The following is a 26,906-nucleotide window of genomic DNA, read 5'->3' as shown; positions in this document are numbered from 1 at the left end:
TAAAAAATCTCAATCTTAATGGCTCGTATAGCTGGTATAGATCTTCCTAAAAACAAACGTGGTGAGATAGCACTCACATACATTTACGGCATTGGCCGCAGCACTGCTCAGCACATCCTTGACAAAGCAGGTATTTCTTATGATAAGAAAGCTGTTGAATGGAATGATGATGAACAAACTGCAATCCGTAATATTATCAACGGAGAGTTTAAAGTAGAAGGTCAGCTGCGCTCTGAAGTGCAGATGAATATCAAGCGTCTTATGGATATTGCTTGTTACCGTGGTCTTCGTCATCGTAAAGGTTTGCCTTTGCGTGGACAGCGTACACGTACCAACAGCCGTACCCGTAAAGGTAAGCGCAAGACCGTTGCAGGTAAGAAGAAGGCAGCGAAGAAATAGTCTTAGTGCCACTGCCGGATACTGCCTGCTGCGCAGGGTAGGAGTGGTGCGCAATCAGCTCATGCTGGTTTATTTATTAATTGATTACCTTATTTATAAGACAAAATGGCAAAAGCTCAGGCATCCGCTAAGACCGTCGCTAAAAAGCGTATAGTAAAGGTCGACGTATACGGAGATGTGCACATCAGTGCTACATTCAACAACATTATCATCAGTATCACCAATAAGAGTGGCCAGGTTATTTCTTGGTCTTCTGCTGGTAAGATGGGCTTCCGCGGCTCTAAGAAGAATACTCCATATGCAGCTCAGACTGCTTCTCAGGATTGCGCTAAGGTGGCAACTGATGCAGGTATGAAGAAAGCTGACGTATTTGTGAAAGGTCCGGGTTCAGGCCGTGAAGGTGCTATCCGTGCGTTGAGTAATTCTGGTATAGAGATCGTTTCGATAAAGGACGTAACTCCTTTGCCGCACAACGGTTGCCGCCCTCCAAAGAAACGTAGAGTATAGTTAACAATATTGTACAGTTGCCAACTCGCTTATCGCAGTTGGCAATTTTACAGTTTAGGAATACCATAAAAGATCATTTATTTTTCATTTTTAATTACAAATTGTTGTCTCGGATCGGCTTTTACGATTTTTAAATGAGACGCGGCAACTAAAACAAAAATCGTCATGGCACGTTACACAGGACCAAAAAACAGAATTTGCAGGATCTTCGGTGAACCAATCTTGGGTTCAGGAAAAAGCCTCGGAAAAAACAGCAACCCTCCGGGTCAACACGGTGGTACTCGTAAGCGTAAAGCACCAAGTGAGTACGCGGTACAGCTGAAAGAAAAACAAAAAGCAAAGTACACTTACGGCCTTTTGGAAAAGCAGTTCGCTAATACTTACGTAGAAGCAGCTCGTTTGAAGGGTGCAACCGGTGAGAACTTGATCAAGCTTTTGGAATCTCGTCTGGATAACACAGTTTACCGCTTAGGTATTTCTCCTACTCGCCCGGCTGCTCGTCAGTTGGTTTCTCACAAACACATCATGGTTAATGGTGAAGTAGTGAACATTCCTTCTTACTTCCTGAAACCAGGTGATGTTATCGAATTGAAGCCTAAGAGCAAGGTTAACGAAACAGTTGTTAGCTTCATCCGCGGTAAGAACCCACGTATCAACTGGGTGGAGTGGAATGAAAAGGACATGAAGGGTACTTACCTTTCTCACCCTGAGCGTGATGCAGTTCCTGAGAACATTAAGGAGCAGCTGATCGTCGAATTGTATTCTAAATAATAGTGATACAAATTATTTTGCAGTTATTTTGCAAAAAATTAATAAGTTTTTTAGTATATTGCCCCGCTTTTCAGCTATAATGCAGATAAGCAAAGGAGTAAGAACGGTGTAAACGAGCAGTGTAAATATATTTGAAAGCTAACAATCATAATCTTAAATAAACAATTCACAAATAATAAGTCAATATGGCCATATTGAATTTTCAGAAACCGGATAAAATAGCACTTCAGAAAACAACTGATTTCGAAGCGCAATTCGAATTCCGTCCCCTTGAACCGGGCTATGGTGTTACCATCGGTAATGCTTTGCGTCGTGTGTTACTTTCTTCTCTTGAAGGTTTTGCTATCACAGCTATCAGGATCCCTGGTGCAGACCACGAGTTTGCTACATTGAAGGGTGTACTGGAAGATGTTACTGAGATCATCCTGAACCTGAAGCAAGTACGCCTGAAAGCAGTTGGCGAATTCAACGACTTTCAGTCTGAAAAAATTGATCTTAATGTGAAAGGCACTGAAGTGTTTACAGCAGGTATGATCGGTGAAGCTTTACCTAATTTCCAGGTAATGAATCCAGACCTTATCATTTGTAATCTTCACCCTGGTACTATCTTCAATATCGAGATCCACGTTGGTAAAGGCCGCGGTTATGTTCCTTCCGAAGAAAATCGTCCGTTGGATGCTCCTTTGGGTTTCATAGCTATCGATTCTATCTACACGCCTATCAAGAATGTTAAGTACACTATCGAAAACACTCGTGTTGAGCAGCGTACTGACTTCGAAAAGTTGATCATGGAAGTAGTTACAGATGGTACTATTCATCCTGAAGAGGCTGTTAAAGATGCATCTCGCATCCTTATCCAGCACCTGATGATCATCACTGATGAGAATATATCTCTGGATACACGCAAGGAAGAAAAAGAAAGCATCGTTGACGAAGAAACTTTACTCGTTCGTAAAGTATTGAACACGCCGCTTGAAGATCTTGAACTTTCTGTACGTGCATTCAACTGCCTGAAAGCAGCTAAGATCAATTCACTGAGTGAGTTGGTACAGTACACTCAGGAAGAACTGATGAAGTTCCGTAACTTCGGTCAGAAATCACTTTCTGAAATTGAGCAGGTTCTTCACGAGCGTGGCTTACATTTCGGAATGGATATCAATAAATTCCGCAGAGGAGACGATATTTAATTGAATTAAAGGTCAAAAGTGAAAACCCAAAAGTTTTTACTTTTGACCTTTTCATTTTACAGATTTTCATTTTTTACGGTCATTGGTGAATACACTTGTTTTCATTTTCTGACTTTTCACTTTCCTTATAATTCCTGACACGGTATAAGGATTTAAAACACAAATGTCATGCGTCACGGAGACAAATTAAACAATTTAGGTCGTAAGAAGGCACACAGAGTAGCCTTGATGTGCAACCTTACAAGCCAGCTGATCCAGCACAAGCGTATCAACACTACTTTAGCTAAGGCGAAAGCTTTGCGTGGTTTTGCTGAGCCGTTGATCACTCGTTGCAAAGTAGATACTATGAACAATCGTCGCGTTGTGTTCAGCTATCTGCAGGATAAGGAAGCTATCAAGGAACTGTTTGGTGTTATCAGCGATAAGATCGGTGATCGTCCGGGTGGTTATACTCGTATCATTAAGCTTCCTCGCCGTGCGGGTGATGCTGCTGATATGGCTATGATCGAGCTGGTTGATTTCAACGAGATCTATGGTAAGAATGTAGAAACTGGTGCTGCTAAGAAAACTCGCCGTAGCCGTCGTGGTGCAGGTGCGTCTAAGACCGAAGCAGCTGATGCAACTACTACAGAAGAAACAACAACTGATACTGCTGCTGAATCTACTGAAGAAACAGCTTAATATTATTAGTTACTAAAAAGCAAAATGGCTGCCCTCGAGGCGGCCATTTTTGTTTATTGCAATTACATGTGCCGGTAATAAAAAATGGTTACCGGCAACTGCCAATAACCACAACTAATTTTATAAACCATCCTTCACTCAAAATAGCTTTCGACTTTCTACCATCTACTAGCTATGCATTATTCCGCCATTTGGTCTTGTCCTTGTGTTTGGGTTCAGCAAGCCGTAGTACATTCAGCACCACCATTAGCACTGTTGTTGCGCCAATACCGGCAATAAACTCCTTTAGCATCTTGTTGTCTACAAACGTAATATATTCTACTAGAAAAAACTTACCTGCATAGCACCCTATAATACCTATTACTATTGTAGGAACAATGCCTAACCCTTTGCCCGGTGCTATCATCTGCGCTATAAGCCCACATGCACCTCCAATACCCAAAGTAATAAGTAATTCCTTATGCTGAAAATATTGTCCGGCGACAAAATTGACAATTTCCTTCATCAAATTCATTGACCAAAGATATTCTTTCTGCTTATTGAACTGAAATTTTTCATAATGTTTTTAGTATATCTATTTGTTAATGGCACTGTTGGAGTTGTTTTTAATAGAACTTTACAGCTGTGGAGGAAATAGTAGTTTATACAGATGGCAGCTGCCATACACAATTGCTTGTAGGCGCATGGGCGGCAATTATATTTAAGGGTAGTGATCGCATTGTTTTATCCGGTGTCGCCCATCATACCACCCATAATCGTATGGAGTTACAGTCAGTAATAGAAGCATTGAAATATTCGGCTGACAAATATTCTGGCCTTACCGTTCATATCTATACCGACAGCCAATACGTAGTAGGATTAGAAGGTAGAAGGGAAAAATTAACTAAGGTCGCGTATAAGACCAACGCCGGCAATGAGATTCAAAATGTTGACCTCGTTAAACAGCTATGGTCGCTTCAAGATCAGTTATCAGTTAAGTTTACCAAAGTAGAGGCGCATCTGAAAAAGACGGAATTAGTTAATCACAACATCGAAGTAGACACTATCGTTCGTGCATTGCTAAGGAGCGCTATCGCTAATGGCTGACCGAAGGTTTTAATGAGAGTGGTCGTCTAATAAGCATACTTACCTGAAGTGGTATCGCTATCTTTATCTTTGTTTTAAATTGTCAAATTGAGAAGAATATATTTTGCCATTATTGTGATACTAGCTACAGGTCTGGCTATGTCGTTTTCTGCGCCTGCAGATAATGGGAAGCTGACCATCCAATTCAATCATTATGTTGATAGTCACTTGCTGGAATTGGATACTGTCAACTATACAAATGATGTACACCAGGCTTTTACTGTAACCAAGTTCAAATACTACGTTGGCAATGTTTCATTACTTAGAAAGGATGGAACACAATATCAACAGGTATCTTACTTCCTGATCAACGAAGAAGAGCCGTTGAGCAAGCAGATAATCTGGCATAGTATTCCGGCAGGTGAGTATACCGGTTTGTCGTTTATAATAGGTGTAGATAGTGCACATAATTGTACGGGTCTGCAAGAGGGCGCATTAGATCCCATTAATGCTATGTTCTGGACCTGGAACACCGGTTATATTTTTCTGAAACTGGAAGGAAAGGCCCCGGCCTCTAAGTCGCCGGGTAGAATATTTGAGTATCATATTGGTGGCTTCAGAGAACCGGTAAATAGTATAAGAACTGTTCGGCTCAACTTCTCAGTGCCATTAATAATAACACCCGGCGCAGATCATATCATTCAGCTAAAGGCTGATGCGGCAGAGGTCTTGAAAACGCCTGTTGCTATTGATTTTTCAATACTCTCTTCTGTAACAGATGCGCATAACGCCACCATGATTGCTGATAATTATAAAGACATGTTTTCGATCATATCCATTAACTGATGCAGAAGAAACAAACAGTTGTGTTGCTCGGAATATTGGTTAGTGTATTGTCACTCAGTTTTGCTGATAGCGGTTACTTTTCTATTTCGGAAGCCGATGTTAAGTTGCACCTTCCCAAAGGGTTTCCTAAGCCCGTTTATAAATTCAAAAGCAACGAGCTTACTCCGCAGAAATTTGTGTTGGGTAGAATGTTGTTCAATGATCCTATTCTATCGAAAGACAGCAGCACCAGTTGTGCCAGCTGCCATCAGCGCATAGCTGCATTCGGGCATATTGACCATACCTTAAGTCATGGCATTTATGGGATGATAGGCAAGAGAAATGTGCCCGCATTGCAAAACCTGATATGGAAGGACGCATACATGTGGGATGGCAGTATCACTCATCTTGAACAGCAGTCGCTCGGGCCAATTTCTAACCCCATAGAGATGGATGAGTCTATAGACCATATTGTGATGAAATTGAAGCGGAATATAGGGTATGTGCGCCTGTTTCATGAAGCATATGGCAACGCCGATATCTCAAAAGATATGGTCTTAAAGTCATTGACACAATTTGTTGGATTGATGATCTCAGCTGATGCTCGTTACGATAGATTTATAAATGGTAAGGATACATTTTCTATACAGGAAAAGCGTGGACTGGCTTTGTTCCGTGCCAACTGTGCATCTTGCCATAAAGAGCCATTATTTACCGATAACACCTACCGCAACAACGGTCTTGCAGAAGATACTTCGCTAAGGGATAAGGGTAGGGCAGGCATATCAGGAAGTATTGAGGACGAGCATAAGTTTAAAGTACCCAGCCTGAGGAATATAGAAATGACCTATCCATATATGCACGATGGCCGTTACAAGCGGCTTCGGGATATACTCAATCACTACTCAGGCACAGCAAAGACGGTAAGTGGTGTAGATGAAGACGTAAAAAAGATACCCGCACTATCTGACAAAGACAAAACAGATATCGTTGCGTTCTTGCTTACCCTTACCGACAAAACATTCCTGCACGATCGCCGGTTTATAGATCCTTTTGTTAAGCAATAGGCTGTTTTTATTGGTCATTTCTAATTCCTATATTATATTCATTCCAAAATGCAACACCGCGCTTAATTTTCTGGTTTATTACAAATTGTATATAAGTATTTGTCTAAAGTATAAAAACTTCTTATTGAATTAGTCTTTGAAAACTATATATTTGGAGGGATAATTAATAGTTGGATTCAAATTCATATTATGAAACCTGTCAAAGTTGGTATTGTAGAAGATGAGATGCTGATAGCATTAAGTATCCGCAAAGCATTAACAGAACTTGGGTACGATACTACAGACCCGGCTATCAATTATACTGAAGCTCTTGCTATGATAGAAAGAGAAAAGCCGGATATATTATTGCTCGATATTGTACTGAGTGGTAGTAATGATGGCATCGATCTGGCATGGAAGATAAAAGAGAATTACAACATTCCGTTTATATTTCTTACGGCCAATTCTGATGCCGCAACCGTAGAGCGGGCAAAAAAAGTAAGCCCACCCGCCTATTTGGTAAAGCCATTTAATAAAGATGAGCTGTACACCTCTATTGAAATATGCCTGCACAATTTTTCCACCATTACTGCAAAGGTGCCAAGTATAGAAAAAGGTAACTACTTTATTAATGATTCCCTTTTTATAAAGCAGGGTCAGAATTTTATAAAAGTTAGGCTCGATGAGATTATTTTTATAGAGAGTGATAAGAAGTATGTATACATACATATAGAGGGTAAAAAACTGTTGGTGAGAGAAACAATGCAGAATTATGTGGATATAATTGGGTCCAAACATATAATGCGCGTGCATCGCAGCTTTGCCATTAATCTCAATCATATTCAGTCTATCAATACCGATACGCTTATTGTGGGTGGGCACGAAGTGCCTATTGGCAAGGCTTATAGAGAGGAGTTGCTTAATTCTCTCAGGTTGGGTTAACATACACTTTCAATCACTTTACAATAATGCAAATAAGGTTACAATATGAGGAAAATTTTATTTGTATTATGCTTCGCCATATCGGTACTTTATGTTGGTATTGCCGGTGCTGTGTTAAATACTAAAGGGCAGATAGACTCTATGCTCAAAGAGTTGCCACGAAAGAAAAATGACACGGACAAAGTGCTGATGCTATATAAGATGTGTCATTTGTATTCCCTCTCCAATCCTTACAAGGGTTTGCCATATGCAAAGTATATGATGGGGCTGGCTACTCAGATCAGATATGCACGTGGTATTGGTTTGGCACATAGTTCGCTTGCGTATAATTATGAAAAATTGTCTGACTTTAAAGCCGCTGCACAAAATTATGAACTATCGGCAAAGGTATTTGAGCCCACAGGCGATTCGTTTAATGTACAGATAGCATATGCCAATGCCGGTAACATGTACGATGAGTTGGGCAATTACGGCAGAGCGCTTGAGTTCGATTTTAAAGCCTTGGATATCGCCGAACGTATGGGTGAGAAAGGGGCCATACAAATAGATCTTGGCAACATAGGCATTGTCTATAAAGAGATGGAGAAGTATGGCGAAGCCATAGATTATAATGATCGGTCTCTGAAGATTGCCCTCGAGCTCAAAGATAGCCTTGAAGTAGCGCGTTTGTTTGCCAATATTGCCAACTGCTATCATTTATGGGATTCGGCAGGCAATGAGCAGAGAGCATTAGACTACAACAGAAGAGCATTTCTGTTAAACAAAATTTTGGGCGATTCTGCAGGGCAGGCCAGGGTACTGGGTAATACAGGGTCTATTTACATAGCGTTAAAAAAATACGATTCGGCTATTTTTTGTAATACAGAAGCTATAAAAATATACCGGCAAGGTGGTAGCACGGGAAATAGTTATGCGCTGGTCCTTGCTGGCCTTGGCGAGGCATATTACCGGTTGGCGAAAGATTCAATTTTACAAGGGCCAAAGAATAACTATGGCGTCAGTAGTAAAGAGGAAGCTCTGGCACTAAGCATTGACAACAGCCAACAGGCACTGGCAATATTTATGGCCATAGGAAACCTGGAAGTGGCTTCACATGTTCTGGGAAATCTTGGCGGTGCCTATGCTTTGCAGGGAAACTACAAGAATGCCTATGAAATGATCATTAAACACAATGATCTCAAAGACTCTATGGATAAAGTAAATAACCTGGAAAAGATTGCTAATATTGAAACCGAGCGAGCTCTACTGGTTAAAGAAAAGCAAATTGAGGCTGACAACAGAAAATCTTTGGAACGCAAGTTCTTCTTCTCAGTTACCGGTCTATTGATCGTTATCTTGTCAATAGTTGGTTGGAACTTTTATCGCCAACGAAAACTTACTGCACAAAAAACAAAGCTGGCCAATCAGAAAGAAGTATTGTTGCAGGAAAAGGATATACTTATCAAAGAGATACATCACCGGGTGAAGAATAATCTACAGGTGGTTGTTTCATTGCTCGATCTGCAAACAGCGAATACTGAAGATAAGGTAGCAAAGCGAACAATGACCGAAAGCGCAGCCAGGGTCAAGTCCATTTCTCTTATCCATCGTTTCCTATACCAGCATGAGGATGTAACCGGTATTGAGTATGCACATTTTATTAGAGAGCTCTTTACACAGGTAGTAACTGTATTTAAAACACCGGGACAAACGATAACCCTTGATGAACAGGTCCCTGAAACGATCCTAGACATTGACACGGCCGTACCCATGGGGCTTATTCTGAATGAATTGCTCATTAACTCCTTCAAATACGCATTTCCTACCACAGACGGCAATATTTCAATAACTATGTCGGCATCAGATGGTGGTTATAACCTCACTTATAAAGATAGTGGTAGTGGTCTCCCAATTGGTTACGATCCTAAAAAAGCTACTACTATGGGTATGACCATTATGCTCAGCCTTGCCAGGCAGGTAGGTGGCACTTTTACATATGATCATGCTCAAAACATGTTCATTATTAATTTCACAGATCTTCTTGGCCGTAAACTTATCAGCTAACCATCATTTCCATTCTGCGGATTCTTACTGTTTTTAATTGATTGTTAATGGATATTATCCATTAATATATTACATACGTGTCGTAAACTCACTGGTTCATACCCAACGAACTACTAGTTTGTGTCATTCCTTCAATATCGGCTTTTCTGCAAGCTAAATTTATTACCTGATTGCTATTTCCATGAATAAAAGGACTTTTTTCAGGGCAATTGAGCAGTTCAGGCTCAGGCCTATACAATGTATACTTATGATTATTATAGGCTTTGTGCATGTTTTAGTTGAGGTTTATAAGCGAATCATAGATAAGGCGACCGCAGGTAAGAACAATTCTTTTGAATCAGATAAGTAGTACAATACAGTCATCATTATTAATCAGTTTATAAAAACAAATACGTATGAACAAAAGGTTATTTTCAAGAAGCGTAGGGTATCTGGGGGTATGCCTGCTCTCATTATTATTCAGTTTTGGAGCCCGGGCACAATCGGGTGATTTGTCTATTAGCGGACCTTCAACTGTATGTGTACTTTCCCCTACAGCCTTTACCCCCAGCGCAACCGGGGGATCATGGAGCAGCAGTGATAATAGCGTAGCAACGGTGGATGCTTCTGGTAATGTTACTGGTTTGGTGTCTGGTACAGCAATAATTTCTTACGTAGTTGCGGGCAGCCCTGCGGCAGTTCAAACTATTACCGTTGTCGGCTTCCCATATCCAACTTATATTTCGGGGCCGAGCACGCTTTTTGTCGGAGAATGGAACGGAATTTATGGACTTAATCCGGGCGGAACCTATTCCAGCAGCAACGATGCTATAGCCACTATTGACGTTTATGGCAATATACATGGCGTTTCACACGGCACTGTTACATTTACGTACGCTCTCTCTAATTCATGCGGTGGAGTGTCATATGCCTATAAGACCGTTGCTGTTACCGGACTTGAAGGTACCGTTGGGTGTACCCCTCTTTTTATCCATGGCGATGATGCGTGCCTAGCCGAGATTGCTATTCTGCATTTTGGCGTGCCAGGTGTTGGTGGTGCATCCATAGATGATAATTCAGGTTGCTCACGGGCAGGGTACGAAGATCATACGTCACTTTCTGCCACCCTCGCAGCAGGTACCACTGTTGTCAGTAATATTACAGTTGGTACCGGCTTTCAAACAAGTACACAGGTATGGATCGATTTTAACGACAATGGATTGTTTGAGGGTTCTGAAACAGTGGGTGGTTTAAACGATCAGTTAGGCAATTTCAATATTTCATTATCAATACCTTCTGGCGCTACTCCCGGCACTCATAAAATGAGAGTGCTTACGGGTTTTGATATCGGGTATTATCCTGATTTAAGCCCTTGTGGTACTTACCAGTACGGTAACGCCAAAGATTATATGGTTAATATTGTACCGGCAACTGTTGATGTTACGATCTCAGGTGCTACTTCTGTTTGCCTGTCAGCTACAACTTCCTTTACAGCCTCAGTGCCGGGTGGTACATGGAGCAGTAGCGACAATAGCATAGCTACTGTAGATGCATCAGGTACAGTTACCAGTGTTGCTTCTGGTGGTGTTACTATCTCTTACTCAGTATCGGGTGCCGCTTCGGTTGCTACTCAATCTATTACTGTTAATCCTGCCCCAGACGCAGGAACAATATCAGGTCCTACTACTGTGTGCACAGGGTCTTCAATAACCTTGTCATCAACAGTTACAGGCGGTACATGGACTGCTTCAAACGGTCTCGTAACTACCGATGCATCAGGTCTTATAGCCGGCAATATTGGTTCTTCTGGCGCATCTACTATTACTTATACTGTTTCCAATGATTGTGGAACAGCAAGTGCTACTACTAACATAGACGTTGTGATCCCTGCTAATGCAGGAACGCTTACAGGATCTGATAATGTTTGTGTAGGTAGTTCTATTTATTTGACACCGGAAGGAAGTACAGGAGAAGGTCCACTTTGGTATTTTTCTGGATCGGCAATATCTACTGATTATTCAGGAACTATTTACGGTGTTGAAGTGGGTACTACTACGGTTACTTATACAGTAAATAACATTTGCGGCATTTCTAGTGCTACGAAATTTATCACAGTTAATCCATTACCCGACGCAGCTTCAATAAGTGGTACTAATACTGCTGTTGCCGGTACCTCGGTATCTTTGATTGATTATGCGATCGATGGCACATGGAGCAGCAGTGATCCTTCTATTGCAACAGTTGATGCGTCAGGTGTCGTTGCTGCAGTTGCTGCAGGTAGCACAACTATAAGCTATAGCGTTACTAATGGTTGTGGTACGGCTGTAGCTACTATGGCGTTTACCGTAACCGGTGGCGACACGATCGTAGCTTCTGTTCCTTGTTATATGCCGGCTTCAGGTCTGGTTGCCTGGTATCCTTTTTCAGGTAATGCAAATGATTATAGCGGCAACGGCAATCATGGTGTTAACTATGGTGCGACTGATGCTACTGATAGATTTGGCAATGCAAATAGCGCCTATGATTTTGATGGTACATGGCACTTTGTTGATGTGTCTATTGCTACACCTGTAGATCTAAATGCAGTTGCAGGATTAACACTGTCTACATGGTGTAAGATGACCGACCTGTCAGGTTTGTATGGTTTATCATTGTTGTATAACTCAGGTACAGGCGAAGGTACTGGTATGTATTCCGATTATTATGGCCGTTTCCTTGCTGATGCGGGTATCTATGATGGTGCAACAGCGGGTACATGGTACAATATTGTGACTACACTCGATACTGCTACTAACTCGAAGAAATTGTATATAAATGGTGTGTTACAAGCTACAGACCTTACCGGCTTCAGCAGGGTAGTTTTAGATCATATTCACATTGGTAAATGGTCTGATTACAATGGCTGGTTCGCAAATGGACAAATTGATGATATATCAATTTATAACCGTGCGCTTAATGCTGATGAGATCGCACAGATGTTTGCATCGAATACACCACTTGCTATCTCAGGTTCTTCGTCTGTTAATATAGGTGACTCAGCAATTTTGTCAACTAACGTTAATGGTGGTACATGGAACAGCGATAACGTTGCTGTTGCAAATGTAAATGCATCAGGTGTCGTTACAACTGTTGTCCCGGGGCATGCAACTATTTCTTACACAGTAACAACTGGTTGTGGCACTTCAACCGATACAATGGCTTTAACGGTTGCAGTTCCTGCTTCTGTACCTTGCTATATGCCTGCTTCGGGCCTTGTGGCATGGTATCCTTTTGCAGGTAACGCTTATGACTATAGCGGCAATGGTAATAGTGGTGTTAACTATGGTGCTACTGATGCTACCGACAGATTTGGCAATACGAATAGTGCCTATGATTTTGATGGTACATGGCACTTTGTTGATGCCGCTATCGCTACACCTATTGATCTAAATACAGTTGCAGGATTAACTATGTCTACATGGTGCAAAATGACCGATCTGTCAGGATTGTACGGTTTGTCATTATTGTATAACTCAGGCACAGGCGAAGGCTCTGGTATGTATTCAGATTATTATAGCCAATTTCTGGCTGATGCCGGTATTTACGATGGTGCTATAGCCGGTGCATGGTACAATATTGTGACTACGCTAGATACTGCTACTAACACAAAGAAATTGTATATAAATGGTGTATTGCAATCTACAGACCTTACCGGCTTCAGCAGGGTAGTTTTAGATCACCTGCACATTGGTAAATGGTCTGATTATAATGGCTGGTATGCAAATGGACAAATTGATGATATATCAATTTATAACCGTCCGCTTACTGCTGACGAGATAGCACAGATGTATTCAGCGGGAACTCTGGTTGTTACTGGATCTTCAGATGCCTGTGTTGGCAATACAATAAGTTTAACAGCTAGTGCCGTTGGTGGTACATGGAGCAGCGACAATACAAGTGTTGCTTTAGTGGACGATGCAGGTGTTGTAACTCCTGTATCATCAGGTAGTGCTACAATTTCTTACGCAGTTACAACTGGTTGCGGTGCTGCAACGGCTACTCATTCGGTTACTATCAATCCGGCAGCAAATGCTGGTACAATAGCTCCAGTGTTTGGTGGCAATGAACTGTGTGAGGGTACAACAACCAATTTTGCATCAACAGGTGACATGATGGGTATGTGGGTTAGCTCTAATACATCAGTAGCTACTGTAGATGTAAACACAGGCCTTGTAGGTGGTCATGCAGAAGGACCTGCAACGATCTCTTATACCGTAACTAATGCTTGCGGTACCTCTTCTACTGCAACGTACGATCTTACTATTCTGTCATTGCCTCACGTTACAGTTGGTGGTATGTTAGACCTTTGTCCTGGTAGCAGTGAATATGCATCTGTTAGCCTTTATGCTCCAGGCACTGGTAGCTGGAGTTCTACTAACTCATCTATAGCAGCTGTTGATGCTTATGGTAACGTACTTGGGGTAAGTGCAGGAACGGTAACTATATCTTATAATACTACCAATGCCTGCGGTTCAGCAGGAGATGGCCGTGATGTTACTGTTAATCCTTCACCAAATGCAGGCACTATTTCTGGTCCTGATTCCATTTGTGCAAGTGCGCTATATACCTATTATTCGTCAGACGGTGATAACTCTGGCTTCACCTGGTCTACAAATAATGGTTTTATAGACTTTGGATATTTAGAAGCAGTTACAGCTGGTACAGCAACTATTACCTACTCAGTAAGTAACTCTTGCGGTAACACTTATGCTACCAAAACGGTTACTGTAACAGGCCTGCCTGATGCAGGGTCTATATCTGGTTCCACTTCTGCGGTAACTGGTGCCAGCGTTACATTGACTGCATCAGTTGCGGGTGGTACATGGAGCAGCGACAATACTGCTGTTGCAGACGTTGATGCTTCCGGTGTTGTTACAGCAATTGCACCGGGTAGTGCTACTATCGCTTACTATGTTTCTAATTATTGCGCTGTTTCCAATACAACGTTGTCATTCACGGTGAATGCACCTGCGGGTGTGCCTTGCTATATGCCTGCTTCAGGTCTTGTGGCATGGTATCCGTTCGAAAATAGCGGACAGGATATCTCCGGTAATGGTAATGACCTTACAAATGTGGGTGGTGTCACTTTCTCTACCGACAGGTTTGGTATGTCTAATGGTGCAGCCAGCTTTAATGGTTCAGGTCAGACAATGAGAAAGGATTATCCTTCTTTCCCTGCCGGCAATAGCGACAGAACATATTCTGTATGGTACAATAATGCCTCTTCAGCCAGTAACTCAGTCTTGTTCTCTACTGATAACAGTTATTCAAGTACTTGTAACCAGAATTTCTCATTGTTTACAGATCCTACAGGATACTATCTCTGGGCTAAGTGTTATGACAAGGGTAGTGCAAATAGTAATGCGCTAAGTACCTGGACAAATGTTGTAGTTGTAAATAAAGGCAACAAGTTATTTATATACAAGAATGGTAATCTTGCTAATGATACACTTAATCCGTATTACAATTTGCCGGGTCTTAATACAGTACCTACCCAGTTTACCGTAGGCGCTGTGTTTGCAAGTGACGTGGCATTTTCACATTCATTCAACGGCCTAATTGATGACATTGCTGTTTATAATCGCGCACTTACCAGTGGTGAGATCTCGCAGATATATAATGGCGGTGTAGGTATAGAAGGTCCTTTGGCTACCTGCGTTGGCGGTTCAGTAAATTTGAGCGCAACATTTGCAGGTGGTACATGGAGCAGCAGCAACGAAGCTGTAGCTACTGTTGATGCATCAGGCATTGTTTACGGTGTTACAGGCGGTTCTGCTACTATTTCTTACTCACTTACCGGTGGTTGTGGTGTAGGTAATGCAGTGCACGATATAACAGTTAACACAGCATTAGATACTACAGTGATCACAGGCGCGTCTTCAATTTGCGGCTCACCTGTTTCATTGTCTGTAGCTGCTGGTGGTGGTGTGTGGGCAACGAGCAATGATGCTGTAGCTATTGTTACTGCAGGCACTGTTACAGGCCTGTCTGACGGTAGTGCTGTTATTTCTTACACACTTACAAATGGTTGTGGAAGTTTTACTGCAACGAAGAATATGAGTGTAAACACTATTCCTTCAGCAATCAGTGGCCCTACTACTCTTTGCGTTGGTGCTGCAATTGCGCTATCTAATACCGCTACAAGCGGTGTGTGGAGCGCAAGTAATACTAAGGTGAGTGTTAACGCCTCTAACGGCGTTGTTACCGGCGTTACTGCAGGTACTGTCACAATTACATTTACTAATTGCAGTGGCACAAGAACTTATCCACTTACAGTGTTGAGTTCGCCTGCTGCTATTACTGGTATTAATACAATATGCCAGGGTGCAATAACAACTCTTGCTGATGCTACTACAGGCGGTACATGGAGCGATAACGGAAGCGGCTTCGCAACTATTAATCCTGCTACACGTGTAGTGACTGGTATTGCTGCGGGTACTGCTACAGTTACTTACACAATTGCCAATGGTTGCTTCGTAACCCGTCCGGTTGTCGTTAACGCTGCACCTGCTGCAATGTCAACGCCTGCTCCGGTTTGTGTTGGTACAATCATTACACTTACAAATACCGTAGATGGTGGTGTATGGTCTAGCTCTGCTCCAACAAAAGCTACAGTATCTACAAATGGTAGTGTACGTGCTTTAAGTGCAGGGGTTGCAACTATAAGCTACTCAATAGGTTCATGCCGCTCTACTGTTTTGTTTACTGTTAGCCCTACACCTGTGGCTATAACCGGCACAAGTGCGGCAATTTGCGCAGGTTCAGCCACAACATTTGCTGATGCTACTGCAGGTGGTACCTGGAGTACTGCTGATGCTACAATAGCAAGCGTTACTTCTACAGCACCAATTATGGTTTCCGGTATTTCTGCCGGTACTACAACTGTTACCTATGCAATAGGTAGTTGTGCTGTAACTAAGCCTGTGACAGTCAACACAGCTCCCGGGCCACTTGCATCAATACCTAATATGTGTGTTGGTACAACTGTAAGCCTTTCTAATGCTGTTGCTGGCGGCGTATGGAGCACTTCTCAGCCAACAAGGGCTACAATAACATCTGCAGGTGTTTTGACCAGTCTTTCTCCATATGGAGGGGTGACAATCAGTTATACACTGGGCAGTTGTGCATCTTCAGCAACGTTTAACGTAAATACCACCCCGGGTGCTATAAACGGATCTGGTTCAATATGTATTGGTGCAGCAGTGACTATTTATAATGGTACGACTGGCGGTGTATGGACTAGTAGTAACCCTGGTGTAGCTACTCTGGCAGGCACTGGTATATCAACAGTCCTTCAAGGTGCATCTGCCGGCACCGCTAATATCACCTATGCAATTGGTAGTTGTTACAGTATCAAAAGTGTCACAGTATCTGTAGCTCCTGATCCGTTGCCGGTATTGCCGCCTGTATGTGCGGGTACAGTAGTTTCGTTGTCTAACACAGTTGCAGGTGGTACCTGGAGTAGCTCTACCTACACCAGCAGTACAATATCATCATCAGGTGTTATTACAGCACTGGCTGCGGGTTCATCAATCATTAGGTATGGTATTGGTAGTTGTATCGCATCTACTATGTTTACGGTTTTACCTACACCGGGTCCTATAACTGGCAACGGAGTGTTGTGCCAGGGTTCGTCAGTAACCCTTTCAAATAGTCAAGGTGGTGGAACATGGACCATATCTGATGGTGTAGTGGCATCAGTTTCAGGGTCTGTTTATAGTGGTGTGGTTACAGGTACAGGCGCTGGTAGCGCTGTCATTACCTATGCACTTGGCAGCTGTTACAGCACTAAGGCGATCACAGTGAATGTAAATCCGGCTCCGCTTGCGGCCATTGGTCCGGTATGTGCGGGTACAGTACTTACCCTTTCGAATGCTGTGCCGGGCGGAGTATGGAGCAGTACGGTATACACAAGCAGTACAATATCTCCGTCAGGTGTACTTACTGGAATGGGTGCAGGTACTACTACTATCAAATATTCGATAGGGTCGTGTATTGTTTCAGTGCCATTTACAGTTAGTCCAACGCCGACGGCAGTTTCAGGGGCGGGAAGCGTATGTACAGGTGCTACTATAGTTGTTGCAGATGGTTATTCAGGCGGAACGTGGACAGTGAGTAATCCTATCAGGGCTACGATAAGTGGGTCGGGAACGGCGGCTACGGTTACGGGTCTGTCTGCCGGTACGGTAAATGTCACCTACTCAATAGGTAGTTGCTCTGCTACGAAAGCAATAACTGTCAATAACTGCGGTGCTAAGGAAGATCCGACTGGTAATGGTGTAGAATTGGGTGCTGACAATAGTAATGTAACTGTTTTCCCTAATCCTGCTACCAATAGGATCAGCATTAAAGCGTTAGTTCCTGTTAATGTGAAATTGTTCACACCTGACGGTAAGTTAGTGATGACACAATCTGATGCTCATGAACTTTCAGTTGACAATCTGTCAAGCGGTGTATATATTATCATGATCTATGATCTGAATGATACGTTACTCAAAACAGAACGTCTGGTGAAAATGGATTGATAATTAGTGTTTTGAGTTGTTCAAAAAGGACACCTGCGCCAGCAGGTGTCCTTTTTTTGTGCTTGTTGTTATACAGTTACTATTATATCTCCCAAGATGTTACTTTTGCAAAAATATTTTCGCTCATGTCTTCTTTTGAAGCTTCTTTAGAGTACGCACAAGGACTGGATCAGACAGATATATTGTTCCCTTTCAGGGAGCGTTTTCATTTTCCGCAGCACGAGGGCAGGGATGTCTATTACTTCTGTGGAAATTCACTTGGTTTGCAGCCCAAGATGGTCAGCTACCTTATGCAGAAAGAGTTGGAAGACTGGGCTAAGCACGGGGTAGAAGGGCATTTTAATGCCGCGATGCCTTGGTTGTCTTACCACAAATTCTTCGCCGAACGCCTGGCAAAGATCGTTGGTGCTGTCAAGGATGAAGTAGTAGCAATGAATACACTTACTGTCAACCTGCATTTACTATTACTTTCATTTTACCGTCCCCAGAATGGCAGGTATAAAATATTAATGGAAGCAGGCGCATTTCCATCAGATCAGTACGCTATGGAAACGCAGGTAAGAATGCATGGTTTTGATCCATATGATGCCATAATAGAGATCGCTCCGAGAGAAGGTGCGCATACAATAGAGGAGTCAGATATTCTCGATGCCATTGCCCACGCAGGAGATTCGCTTGCTGTAGTGATAATGGGCGGAGTGAACTACTACACAGGACAGTATTTCGATATCAATAAGATCACAGCGGCAGCCCATGCAGTAGGTGCTTATGCAGGTTTCGACCTGGCTCACGCTGTGGGTAATATTCCATTGCATTTGCACGACTGGCATGTAGATTTTGCCTGCTGGTGCTCTTACAAATATCTTAATTCAGGTCCCGGTGGTGTAGGCGGTGTTTATGTACACGAAAAGTATGGCAACGACCCTTACTTCTTCCGTCTTGCCGGCTGGTGGGGCAATGAAGAAAAGACTCGCTTTAAAATGCAGAAGGGCTTCATTCCTCAAAAGGGTGCTGCCAGCTGGCAGATGAGCAATGCGCCTGTATTCAACATGGTTGCACACAATGCATCGCTCGATATTTTTGATAAAGCAGGAATGAAGGAATTGCAGGAAAAGAGCAGAAGGCTTACCGGCTATCTCGAATTCCTGTTGAAGAAATTGACCAACTTGTCTTTCGAGATCATCACCCCTTCAGATCCCGAACAAAGAGGCTGCCAATTATCTATGTTGTTTGCTGATAGAGGCCGCGAAATATTTGATACACTCACTGCCAACGGCGTGATCGCAGACTGGAGAGAGCCTAACGTTATTCGTGTAGCTCCTGTACCATTGTACAATACATTCGAAGACGTATATATGCTCTATGAAATAATGAGCAGTATATAGATTGATGCAGGAAGAATTAAAGGATGGGTCATTGATCCATCCTTTTTTCTTTATGTCTGACAGTGGTGATATCTAATAACATTATGATTAACTTAGCTGGTAGACTCACGATATTATTATGAATGCTCTGCAGCATACCGCCCGTTTTATCATAAAGAGATCATTTCGACTGTCGGTATGGATGATCGAACAGTTTAGCGATACAAAACTATGCACCCTGAAGGTTGCCAGGTTACGAGGTTTACCCGAAGGTACTTTGGGTAAAGATATTGCAGATTGTCTTGAAGATAATAAGCTCAGCCTGGTGCCGAAATATGAAAGCCACGATCTTAAACATGTCCTACTCAATTTTAAAATGACACCTGTTGACGAAATAAGAATGCAGGCATTTATGATCGGCAATGGCAATTACTCTATTCCCAGTTTTGTAATTTTTTTATTTGGTGCATTCCTCCTACCTGAGCTGTCGGTTACATTTTATAGAGATTTTTTAAGGGGCAGCAAATGCATGCCAATTAGCTCCTGGAGCATTGAAGAATACGCACACTGCGACATTACAGCGCTTAGAAATTTAGTTTTTAATTATGTTCCTTCTACTACTAAAGCACATTTTATGACATCATTTTTAAAGGCCAGTTCTTATACTGCTATTATTGCCGGAATAGCAAGTATGCTTTATTGTTTGCCTTTTTTGTTTTCTTCCAATGTATCTGATTTGGTTGGCGCTGGTTTTCCTTTTGTTGGCGGTGCTATTATTGCCACTGGTGGATTAATAACATTATCCAATTTAAAAGCAAGCCAAGTTGTCGAAGTAAATTAGCTATGTTTATTTCTGCAAATCCTTTATTCCGCCCTCCAGCGAATACACTTCTGCATTAAACAGAGTCTTTATGGCTTTTGCGCCTTCTGCACTGCGCCTGCCCGATGCACAATAGAGTACTATTCGTTTATTGCCTAACAGGTGTTCCTTTATAGCGGCGATGTGCTCAACAGGAATGTTTATGCCGCCTATGTTAAATGCATTATGTTCGTCTTTGCCGCGAACGTCTACCAGCAAGTAGCTGGAGCCATTGGCCCTAAGTTGCTCATGAGATAAGGTGTTGACCTTTGTTGCTGCTGCTAAGCCGTTGATTACAAACTTACTTACTGTACCTGTTTTCACTATCCTGCTTTGCAGAGTCAGCGCATCAAATACCAGCATCTTGCCAATAAGTGTTTCACCTGCTTGAGTTATGCATTTCAATGTTTCATTGGCCATCATAGAGCCTATTATTCCAGCAAGGGTAGGGAATACGCCGCCTTCAGTGCAGTTCGGTACCTGCGCAGCATTTACTTGCGGAAAAATATCTCTATAGTGTGGGCTGCGTGTTCCGTCAGCATTAGGTGCATTCCATATGGCTACGTGGCCTTCATACTGGTAGATAGCGCCTTGTATCAGCGGTATGCCCCATAGTACACAGGCGTCATTAAGCAGGTAGCGGGTCTCAAAATTGTCGGTGCCGTCCAGTACAAGATCGTATCTCCTGATAACCTCCATTACATTTTCATCGGTTATCCTGATATCGTGCATAACTACATTAATGCCAGGGTTTTGTTGCCTCAGTGATTGACAGGCTATTTCAGCCTTTTTCAAACCCACCTCATTACTTTTGTACAATATCTGCCTGTGCAGGTTGCCTGCTGATATTACATCATAGTCCGCGATGCCCACAGTGCCTACGCCGGCAGCTACAATGTATTGTGCAGCAGGGCAACCCAGTCCACCTGCACCTACAATAAGCACCCTTGCTTTCTGCAGCAATTGCTGCGTAGTTGCTCCAAACCCCGGCAAGTTTATCTGGCAACTATAGCGCGAAAGATCCTGTTGCATTATATAGATGTAGTTTGGCTGCCTAAAATAGTATTTACTTTTTCTACGTCTTCGGGAGTGTTGGAGTTGGTCAATGCAGCAGGGTAGGGTGGTTTTAATATCGTAGACGGATTATTGATCAACACTTTCCTGGGACACTTAAAACCTTCGGCCAGCTTGGCTTTGAGGATCTTATAACTCGCGGGCTCCCATATGGTTATCAATGGCTCCGGCAGTCTGTCATGTGGGCTTTCAAAAGTAGTAGCGATAGAATTAGCATTCCTGTTTTCTATAAGGTATTGAAGAGTAGCAGTATTAAGTAGTGGCAGATCGCAGGCCACTATCAGCCATGTGGCATCGGGGTATTTTTCAAATGCGCTCAGTATAGCAGCTGTTGGCCCCGAACCTACATATTCAGGATTGTCTGTAAGGGTTGAATAATTATGATCCATCTCTGACACCTGGTCCGCTCTGCATGATATAAACACCTCGTCACAGATGCTATTGAGCATGTCAGCCATGTAGTATCGCTGAGGTACACCATGCCACAGCATCATCCCCTTGTCCTGCCCCATGCGCACGCTTTTGCCGCCTGCCAATACAAGGCCCTTAATCCTGGTAGTCTCTCCTGAAATCACTCTTGCCTCCTGTTTTTTCTATCAGTTTGGTTTCCTTTATTACTATGTCGTGGCTCATAGCCTTGCACATGTCGTATATGGTCAATGCAGCCACACTGGCACCTACCAATGCTTCCATTTCTATTCCCGTCTTAGCCGTAATAGTTGTCGTGCAAAGTATCACCACCTCATCTTCATCATTTACCTGTATATCTATGTTGCAATTATCCAACCCCAGCGGATGACAAAGTGGTATTAATTCCCCCGTTTTCTTGGCTGCCATTATACCGGCAATTATCGCCGTCTGAAATACGGCACCTTTCTTGGTCTGTATATCCCCGCCAGTCAATTGCTGCATGATCACATCAGGCAGGTACACAATGCTGCGTGCAGTAGCAGTACGTTTCGTAACAGCTTTCTCGCTAACATCTACCATGTTAGCCCTGCCTTTATTATCTATGTGGGTAAGATCACTCATATTGTTATCCAAAATTAGTAAGTAAATAACACATTTGCCGCACCTCTATCTTCCACTATTGTGTCTTATGAACAACAGCCATCACGCTAGTTCTTTTTAAATACACCTTTCAAAATCAAGCGCCCATTCTGATTCAGACAACCACTTCACCACTTCACCACATCACTTTATCTCCTTCGTATGCCCCATCTCCAATTCTTTATCCAGCTTACCTATAAAATGCCGCTCAAATGCGTTAATGAGTATAGTATCTTCTTTGGGCGTAAAGAGCAAATTGTGGTTCTCCTTAGTTGGTCTTGTTGGGTCATGACTATCATGAATAAACAGTTCTGATACTGTGCTTGTCCTTCGAAAAGCACTATCTCCATAATACATCAATGTATATTGATATTCCTTGTTTGCTCCTACTTTCATCGTCATGCTGATAAAGTGGGTCGAGTCATTGTAGTAATTTACTTCGCCATAAGCATCTCTTTTGGCGGAACGCTAATATTTGAATCATTTTTTATGACTTTCCAAACAGCCGCTTGCATTATGGAATCTCTCACATCATACAGATATCCAGCCGTTTTTTGGACAGGTGGTCTATAGGCTATTGCAAAATACATGAAAAGGAACGACGCTATCCCTACCGATAATATTATCAGAACGCCTTTTAGTTTCTTGCTCATTGCAAAACGTTCTTAAACACCCAAATCCTATATACTTCCCCTTTTTTAAACTCGCTCTTATCGGCAGGTAACTCCATAAATGCATCTGATTCCAATAGGTTGGCCAGGTCCCCCGATCCATTTCCTTGCAGTGGTGTTGCCACTATTTGTCCTTGCTCATTAAAGTCAAGGCTCACTTGCATATAGTATTGTAACGCCGGTGTAAAGGTCACATCGTCGTTAAGTACACCATAAATTTTACGGTCGTCCGCCATTCCCATTGTACGCTTATACCATGGTACAAAATATCTGTGCAGGCACATAAAGGCAGAAACAGGGTTGCCGGGAAATGCGAATACCAACTGCCCGTCATCATGCGCGCCAAACCAGAAGGGCTTGCCTGGGCGCTGTTTTATTTTATGGAATAGTTGATGAACACCCACTTCTTCGAGCACTTTTGGTACGTGGTCGTATTTTCCCGCGGAAACACCACCACTGAATATCAGCACATCATACTCGTTCAGTGCTTCTGTTATTTCGTTTTCTATGGTGAACGGTTCATCGGGTAAGTGCAGCATATCGGCCTCAAGTGCATGTTGTTGCAGCACTGCCTGTATGGAAAAGCTATTTGATCTTCTCAGTTGATAATCAGCAGGCGTCTCATCCACCTCCACCAGTTCATCGCCAGTAGATACGATCAATATACGTGGTCTGGTTCGTACTGCCATGGTTACTTTGCCCACTGTCGCTGCTATATTTATTACAGCGGCATCTATCAGCGAATTGAAGGGTGTTACGATGTCATTTTGCTTGCGGTCTCTGCCCTTAAAGTGTATATTTTGCCCCATCTTAATGGTCGACGTTGCAAGTGTGGCTATACCATTGTCAATGGTTATCTGCTCATACGGAATTACAGTATCAGCAGTTATCGGCTGAGCTGCGCCGGTCATTATTTCTATACAGTCAGTAAGTTCGTCAATTTCTATAGGCTCATCTCCCGCCGCTTGTGTAGCCCTTATGCGGAATGCAGTAACACCTTGTTCTATGGAAGCGTAACTTACGGCTATACCATCCATCGTAACGCGGTTATATGCTGGGAGGTCGCGGTCGCACCTTATGTCCTGTGCTAGTACACGTCCGAATGCTGCTTCAAATGGTATTTCCTCAACACCATAATCTCTTACCTGCGATAGTATAATTTCTTCTGCTTCCTGTACGCTTATCATAATATATCCATCAAATTTACAGGAAATGGGTTTATGCCTTACAACTGGCATCCTGTATTTCCTTTAATCCTATAAATCCTGGTTCAGACAACTATTTCGTGGCATTACTTTATTAACAATCCATAGCACACTTGTGGATTAATCGTTTATTTTTCTATTTAACTATGGTTTACTTTTGCATAAGGATTCATTAGATGGAAGGAACTGAAAGGGGAAAGGGTAAGGCTTGGATGCCACTCCTTTTTTCCCTCATTTTAATTTTAGGTATGGTATTAGGTTTCAATCTGCGCGATTCGTTGCGTGGAAAACGTGATATCAATACTGTTGTGGAGCGCAACGACCGTCTGGAGCAGGTGATTGACCTGATAAATGAAAAATATGTCGATTCCATAAACGGAGACCACCTGTACAAAGACGCAATTTCAGGTATCCTAAAATCCCTCGACCCCCATACAGTATACATACCGGCAGAAGATATGCAGGATATTAACGACGATATGGAGGGTGGTTTCTCAGGTATCGGCGTCGAATTTTCCATTGTTCGTGATACCATTGAAGTTACTTCTGTAATTGATAAAGGGCCCGCCAGTCAGGTGGGTATTGAATTGGGCGACCAGTTGATCAAGGTGGGCGATAGCGTGGTGGCAGGCGTCAATATCACTTCGTCCCGCATCATCAATATGCTCAAAGGCAAGCAAAAAAGCAATGTTTCTCTTACCATAAAGCACTTCTTCTCACCTGCGCTTAAACAGGTTTCCATTACGCGGGACCTTATTCCTTTGTATAGCGTCGATGCCGGCATTATGCTCGATAGATTTACGGGCATGATCAAGATCAACCGCTTTAGTGCTACCACCCACAAAGAGTTTGCCGATGCGCTGAAGAGGTTAAAGAATGATGGTGCTAAGCAGCTCATTATTGATCTGCGCGATAACCCGGGTGGATACCTGGATCAGGCCACACAGATTGCCGATGAGCTTATAGACGGCAATAAACTCATTGTCTATACCCAGGGCACTCATGCTGCTAAAACAGAATACACAGCTAACCTCAAAGGTTTATTTGAAAAGGGTAAGGTCATCATTCTGATGGATGAAAGCTCTGCCTCTGCCAGCGAAATATTGGCCGGTGCGGTGCAGGATTGGGATAGGGGACTTATAGTTGGTCGCAGGTCATTCGGAAAGGGACTGGTACAAGAACCATATGAGATGGGTGATGGTTCCGAACTCAGGTTAACAGTTGCCAAATATTACACTCCTTCCGGTCGCTCTATTCAGCGCTCATTTGCAAAAGGCCGTGCCGCTTACCAGGCCGATTATGAGAAGCGTTTTGAATCGGGTGAATTAACGGGGAAAGATCTTTTTGTATTGGTAGATACCACGAAATACTACACAGCTAATCACAGGGTCGTATATAGCGGCGGCGGCATAAAACCCGACGTTTACGTGCCCTATGATACCATGCATATTTCCGCAGATATGCGCAATCGTATAGCAAGCGCCGGACTAAAAACAGCCATCTGGGATTATTTCCTTACGCATAGATCTAAGCTCAAATACAGGAATATCCAGACTTTCCTCAACTCATTCGATGACGAGGATAAAATAATTGATGGTTACCTCGCATCAGTTAATCCCCTGATTCGCCGCAAAGTGGGAAAAGAACTCAGCAGGCCGGCTAACAGAAAGTATTTCCAAACCCACATAAGAGCGCAGATAGCCCGCTTCTTGTTTAAAGACAACGGGTACTATGCGGTACTGGCAGAAGATGACAATGTCATTAATAGAGCACTTGAGCTGCTAGACGAAGGGGAGTACTCAGATATTATAAGCGGGAAGAGCGAGTAGCCATTCTATACCGCCGTTTCCAGAGTCAGCGCAAAAGGTCTGGTGGCCGTTGGTAAGCAACCAGTATCTGCATTGTATGGTTTGCTGGTAGTTCAATAGTTGATGCAATGTCTGCTCTGTCACAGGTACTTCAGGTGCTTTACATTCTGCAAGTAGCCACGGTTTATGATCTCGGTTGTAAACCACTATATCAAACCGCTTACTCATTTTCCCAACCAGTATCGCTTTTTCCACCGCTATCAGCGCAAGAGGATAGCGCAGCACCTGTAGCATGTATTGCACAATATATTGGCGCACATGTTCTTCCGGTGTTAGTATGATCCACTTCTTACGCACGGGGTCAAAAACTGACGTTTTGCCATTGGCTTGTTTCAGTTTTAATTCTAGTTGTGTAAAATCTATGGTTATCATATAGTTCTGCAAATGTAGTTGTAGAAAATCATGTAGGGAAATATACGCAGAGTCACTACACTGAATCTACTCACTCGCTTTTTCTTTTATTGGCACGAAGTTTTTTTATTATCAGATGTACACAAAATCAGATAACAACCCATTATTTAAAAAAATAACCATGAAAAAGCTACAGATTTTTTTGCTCGCTGCAATAATACTTGGCCTGAGCAGTTGCCAGATAGTAGGAGACATATTTAAAGCAGGCGTTGGTGTCGGTGTCTTTATCGTGGTCGCCATAATAGGACTCATTATCTTCCTGATCGCCCGAATAGGCGGAGGCAGATAAATGTTCCCGACAACAGACTAGAAAGTCTATGTAAGACTAACATAAATCAGGTCGGTCATTAATGATCGGCCTGGTTAGTTTTTATCATTTCTTAAATAATTGATCA

23 protein-coding genes are annotated in these 26,906 nt (G+C 42.7%); 15 read left to right on the top strand and 8 right to left on the bottom strand.

Annotated elements, in window-relative coordinates; translation table 11 throughout:
- Positions 1–18: 18 nt before the first annotated feature.
- The 5 genes from rpsM to rplQ all read left to right on the top strand — a co-directional run bounded on the left by rpsM (position 19) and on the right by rplQ (position 3,545).
- A complete protein-coding gene (gene rpsM / locus CJD36_RS18855; RefSeq protein WP_105040759.1) occupies positions 19–399 on the top strand; it encodes a 30S ribosomal protein S13 in 381 nt (126 codons plus the stop codon).
- A 105-nt stretch (positions 400–504) separates the two neighbouring features.
- Complete coding sequence (gene rpsK, locus CJD36_RS18850; protein ID WP_105040758.1) at positions 505–906, top strand: 30S ribosomal protein S11; 402 nt, start codon at positions 505–507, stop codon at positions 904–906.
- Between the two features lie 165 nt (positions 907–1,071).
- The gene (gene rpsD, locus CJD36_RS18845; protein ID WP_105040757.1) at positions 1,072–1,677 is read left to right on the top strand and encodes a 30S ribosomal protein S4; all 606 of its coding nucleotides are present in this window, start codon (positions 1,072–1,074) and stop codon (positions 1,675–1,677) included.
- A gap of 185 nt (positions 1,678–1,862) precedes the next feature.
- The gene (locus CJD36_RS18840) at positions 1,863–2,864 is read left to right on the top strand and encodes a DNA-directed RNA polymerase subunit alpha (RefSeq protein WP_105040756.1); all 1,002 of its coding nucleotides are present in this window, start codon (positions 1,863–1,865) and stop codon (positions 2,862–2,864) included.
- A gap of 168 nt (positions 2,865–3,032) precedes the next feature.
- Positions 3,033–3,545, top strand: a complete 513-nt coding sequence (rplQ, locus tag CJD36_RS18835; protein ID WP_105040755.1) for a 50S ribosomal protein L17 — start codon at positions 3,033–3,035, stop codon at positions 3,543–3,545.
- A gap of 172 nt (positions 3,546–3,717) precedes the next feature.
- Here the strand turns inward: rplQ and CJD36_RS18830 are convergent, their stop codons facing one another.
- Positions 3,718–4,059, bottom strand: a complete 342-nt coding sequence (locus CJD36_RS18830; protein WP_105040754.1) for a GlsB/YeaQ/YmgE family stress response membrane protein — start codon at positions 4,057–4,059, stop codon at positions 3,718–3,720.
- A gap of 110 nt (positions 4,060–4,169) precedes the next feature.
- Here CJD36_RS18830 and CJD36_RS18825 point away from each other — a divergent pair, with 110 nt between their 5' ends.
- From CJD36_RS18825 to CJD36_RS18790, 8 genes are all read left to right on the top strand, one after another.
- Positions 4,170–4,631 carry an RNase H family protein gene (locus CJD36_RS18825; RefSeq protein ID WP_105040753.1) on the top strand — a complete coding sequence of 154 codons (462 nt, stop codon included), beginning with the start codon at positions 4,170–4,172 and terminating at the stop codon, positions 4,629–4,631.
- Positions 4,632–4,718: 87 nt separating this feature from the next.
- Positions 4,719–5,456 (top strand): MbnP family protein, encoded by a 738-nt coding sequence (locus CJD36_RS18820; RefSeq protein WP_133162713.1) that lies wholly within the window; start codon positions 4,719–4,721, stop codon positions 5,454–5,456.
- Positions 5,456–6,502 carry a cytochrome-c peroxidase gene (locus tag CJD36_RS18815; RefSeq protein ID WP_105040751.1) on the top strand — a complete coding sequence of 349 codons (1,047 nt, stop codon included), beginning with the start codon at positions 5,456–5,458 and terminating at the stop codon, positions 6,500–6,502. Before CJD36_RS18820 ends, CJD36_RS18815 begins: the two co-directional genes overlap by 1 nt.
- A gap of 189 nt (positions 6,503–6,691) precedes the next feature.
- On the top strand, positions 6,692–7,423 hold the full coding sequence (locus tag CJD36_RS18810; RefSeq protein WP_105040750.1) for a LytR/AlgR family response regulator transcription factor: 732 nt from the start codon (positions 6,692–6,694) through the stop codon (positions 7,421–7,423).
- A gap of 45 nt (positions 7,424–7,468) precedes the next feature.
- Complete coding sequence (locus CJD36_RS18805; RefSeq protein WP_105040749.1) at positions 7,469–9,466, top strand: tetratricopeptide repeat-containing sensor histidine kinase; 1,998 nt, start codon at positions 7,469–7,471, stop codon at positions 9,464–9,466.
- A 395-nt stretch (positions 9,467–9,861) separates the two neighbouring features.
- On the top strand, positions 9,862–18,009 hold the full coding sequence (locus CJD36_RS18800) for a beta strand repeat-containing protein (RefSeq protein WP_105040748.1): 8,148 nt from the start codon (positions 9,862–9,864) through the stop codon (positions 18,007–18,009).
- 125 nt (positions 18,010–18,134) lie between these two features.
- Positions 18,135–19,394 (top strand): kynureninase, encoded by a 1,260-nt coding sequence (gene kynU / locus CJD36_RS18795; protein ID WP_105040747.1) that lies wholly within the window; start codon positions 18,135–18,137, stop codon positions 19,392–19,394.
- 118 nt (positions 19,395–19,512) lie between these two features.
- Positions 19,513–20,214 (top strand): hypothetical protein, encoded by a 702-nt coding sequence (locus CJD36_RS18790; protein ID WP_105040746.1) that lies wholly within the window; start codon positions 19,513–19,515, stop codon positions 20,212–20,214.
- A 6-nt stretch (positions 20,215–20,220) separates the two neighbouring features.
- On the opposite strand, the gene CJD36_RS18785 is transcribed toward CJD36_RS18790, so the two are convergent.
- The 6 genes from CJD36_RS18785 to CJD36_RS18760 all read right to left on the bottom strand — a co-directional run bounded on the left by CJD36_RS18785 (position 20,221) and on the right by CJD36_RS18760 (position 24,214).
- The gene (locus CJD36_RS18785; RefSeq protein WP_105040745.1) at positions 20,221–21,264 is read right to left on the bottom strand and encodes a HesA/MoeB/ThiF family protein; all 1,044 of its coding nucleotides are present in this window, start codon (positions 21,262–21,264) and stop codon (positions 20,221–20,223) included.
- On the bottom strand, positions 21,264–21,881 hold the full coding sequence (locus tag CJD36_RS18780; RefSeq protein ID WP_105040744.1) for an NTP transferase domain-containing protein: 618 nt from the start codon (positions 21,879–21,881) through the stop codon (positions 21,264–21,266). Before CJD36_RS18780 ends, CJD36_RS18785 begins: the two co-directional genes overlap by 1 nt.
- A complete protein-coding gene (gene moaC, locus CJD36_RS18775; RefSeq protein WP_105040743.1) occupies positions 21,853–22,338 on the bottom strand; it encodes a cyclic pyranopterin monophosphate synthase MoaC in 486 nt (161 codons plus the stop codon). Before moaC ends, CJD36_RS18780 begins: the two co-directional genes overlap by 29 nt.
- 162 nt (positions 22,339–22,500) lie before the next feature.
- Positions 22,501–22,752 (bottom strand): hypothetical protein, encoded by a 252-nt coding sequence (locus tag CJD36_RS18770; RefSeq protein ID WP_133162712.1) that lies wholly within the window; start codon positions 22,750–22,752, stop codon positions 22,501–22,503.
- Between the two features lie 38 nt (positions 22,753–22,790).
- Positions 22,791–23,009, bottom strand: coding sequence for a hypothetical protein (locus CJD36_RS18765; RefSeq protein ID WP_105040741.1), 219 nt, complete (start codon positions 23,007–23,009; stop codon positions 22,791–22,793).
- Positions 23,006–24,214: a molybdopterin molybdotransferase MoeA gene (locus tag CJD36_RS18760; RefSeq protein WP_105041001.1), complete on the bottom strand. Its 1,209-nt coding sequence runs from the start codon at positions 24,212–24,214 to the stop codon at positions 23,006–23,008. Before CJD36_RS18760 ends, CJD36_RS18765 begins: the two co-directional genes overlap by 4 nt.
- Before the next feature lie 266 nt (positions 24,215–24,480).
- On the opposite strand from CJD36_RS18760, the gene CJD36_RS18755 reads away from it, so the two are divergent.
- Positions 24,481–26,061: a S41 family peptidase gene (locus CJD36_RS18755; RefSeq protein WP_161499381.1), complete on the top strand. Its 1,581-nt coding sequence runs from the start codon at positions 24,481–24,483 to the stop codon at positions 26,059–26,061.
- Here the strand turns inward: CJD36_RS18755 and CJD36_RS18750 are convergent.
- Positions 26,032–26,472 carry a type I restriction enzyme HsdR N-terminal domain-containing protein gene (locus tag CJD36_RS18750; RefSeq protein WP_105040739.1) on the bottom strand — a complete coding sequence of 147 codons (441 nt, stop codon included), beginning with the start codon at positions 26,470–26,472 and terminating at the stop codon, positions 26,032–26,034. The two genes, CJD36_RS18755 and CJD36_RS18750, sit on opposite strands and share 30 nt — an antisense overlap.
- A 160-nt stretch (positions 26,473–26,632) precedes the next feature.
- Between CJD36_RS18750 and CJD36_RS18745 the strand changes: the two genes are divergently transcribed.
- Entirely contained in the window at positions 26,633–26,800 is a 168-nt protein-coding gene (locus CJD36_RS18745) for a phosphatidate cytidylyltransferase (RefSeq protein ID WP_105041000.1), read from the top strand.
- Positions 26,801–26,906 lie beyond the last annotated feature (106 nt).

Origin of the sequence: Flavipsychrobacter stenotrophus, assembly GCF_002954265.1 — a bacterium.
Lineage (GTDB): Bacteria > Bacteroidota > Bacteroidia > Chitinophagales > Chitinophagaceae > Flavipsychrobacter > Flavipsychrobacter stenotrophus.
This window is presented reverse-complemented; position numbering and strand designations above follow the sequence as displayed.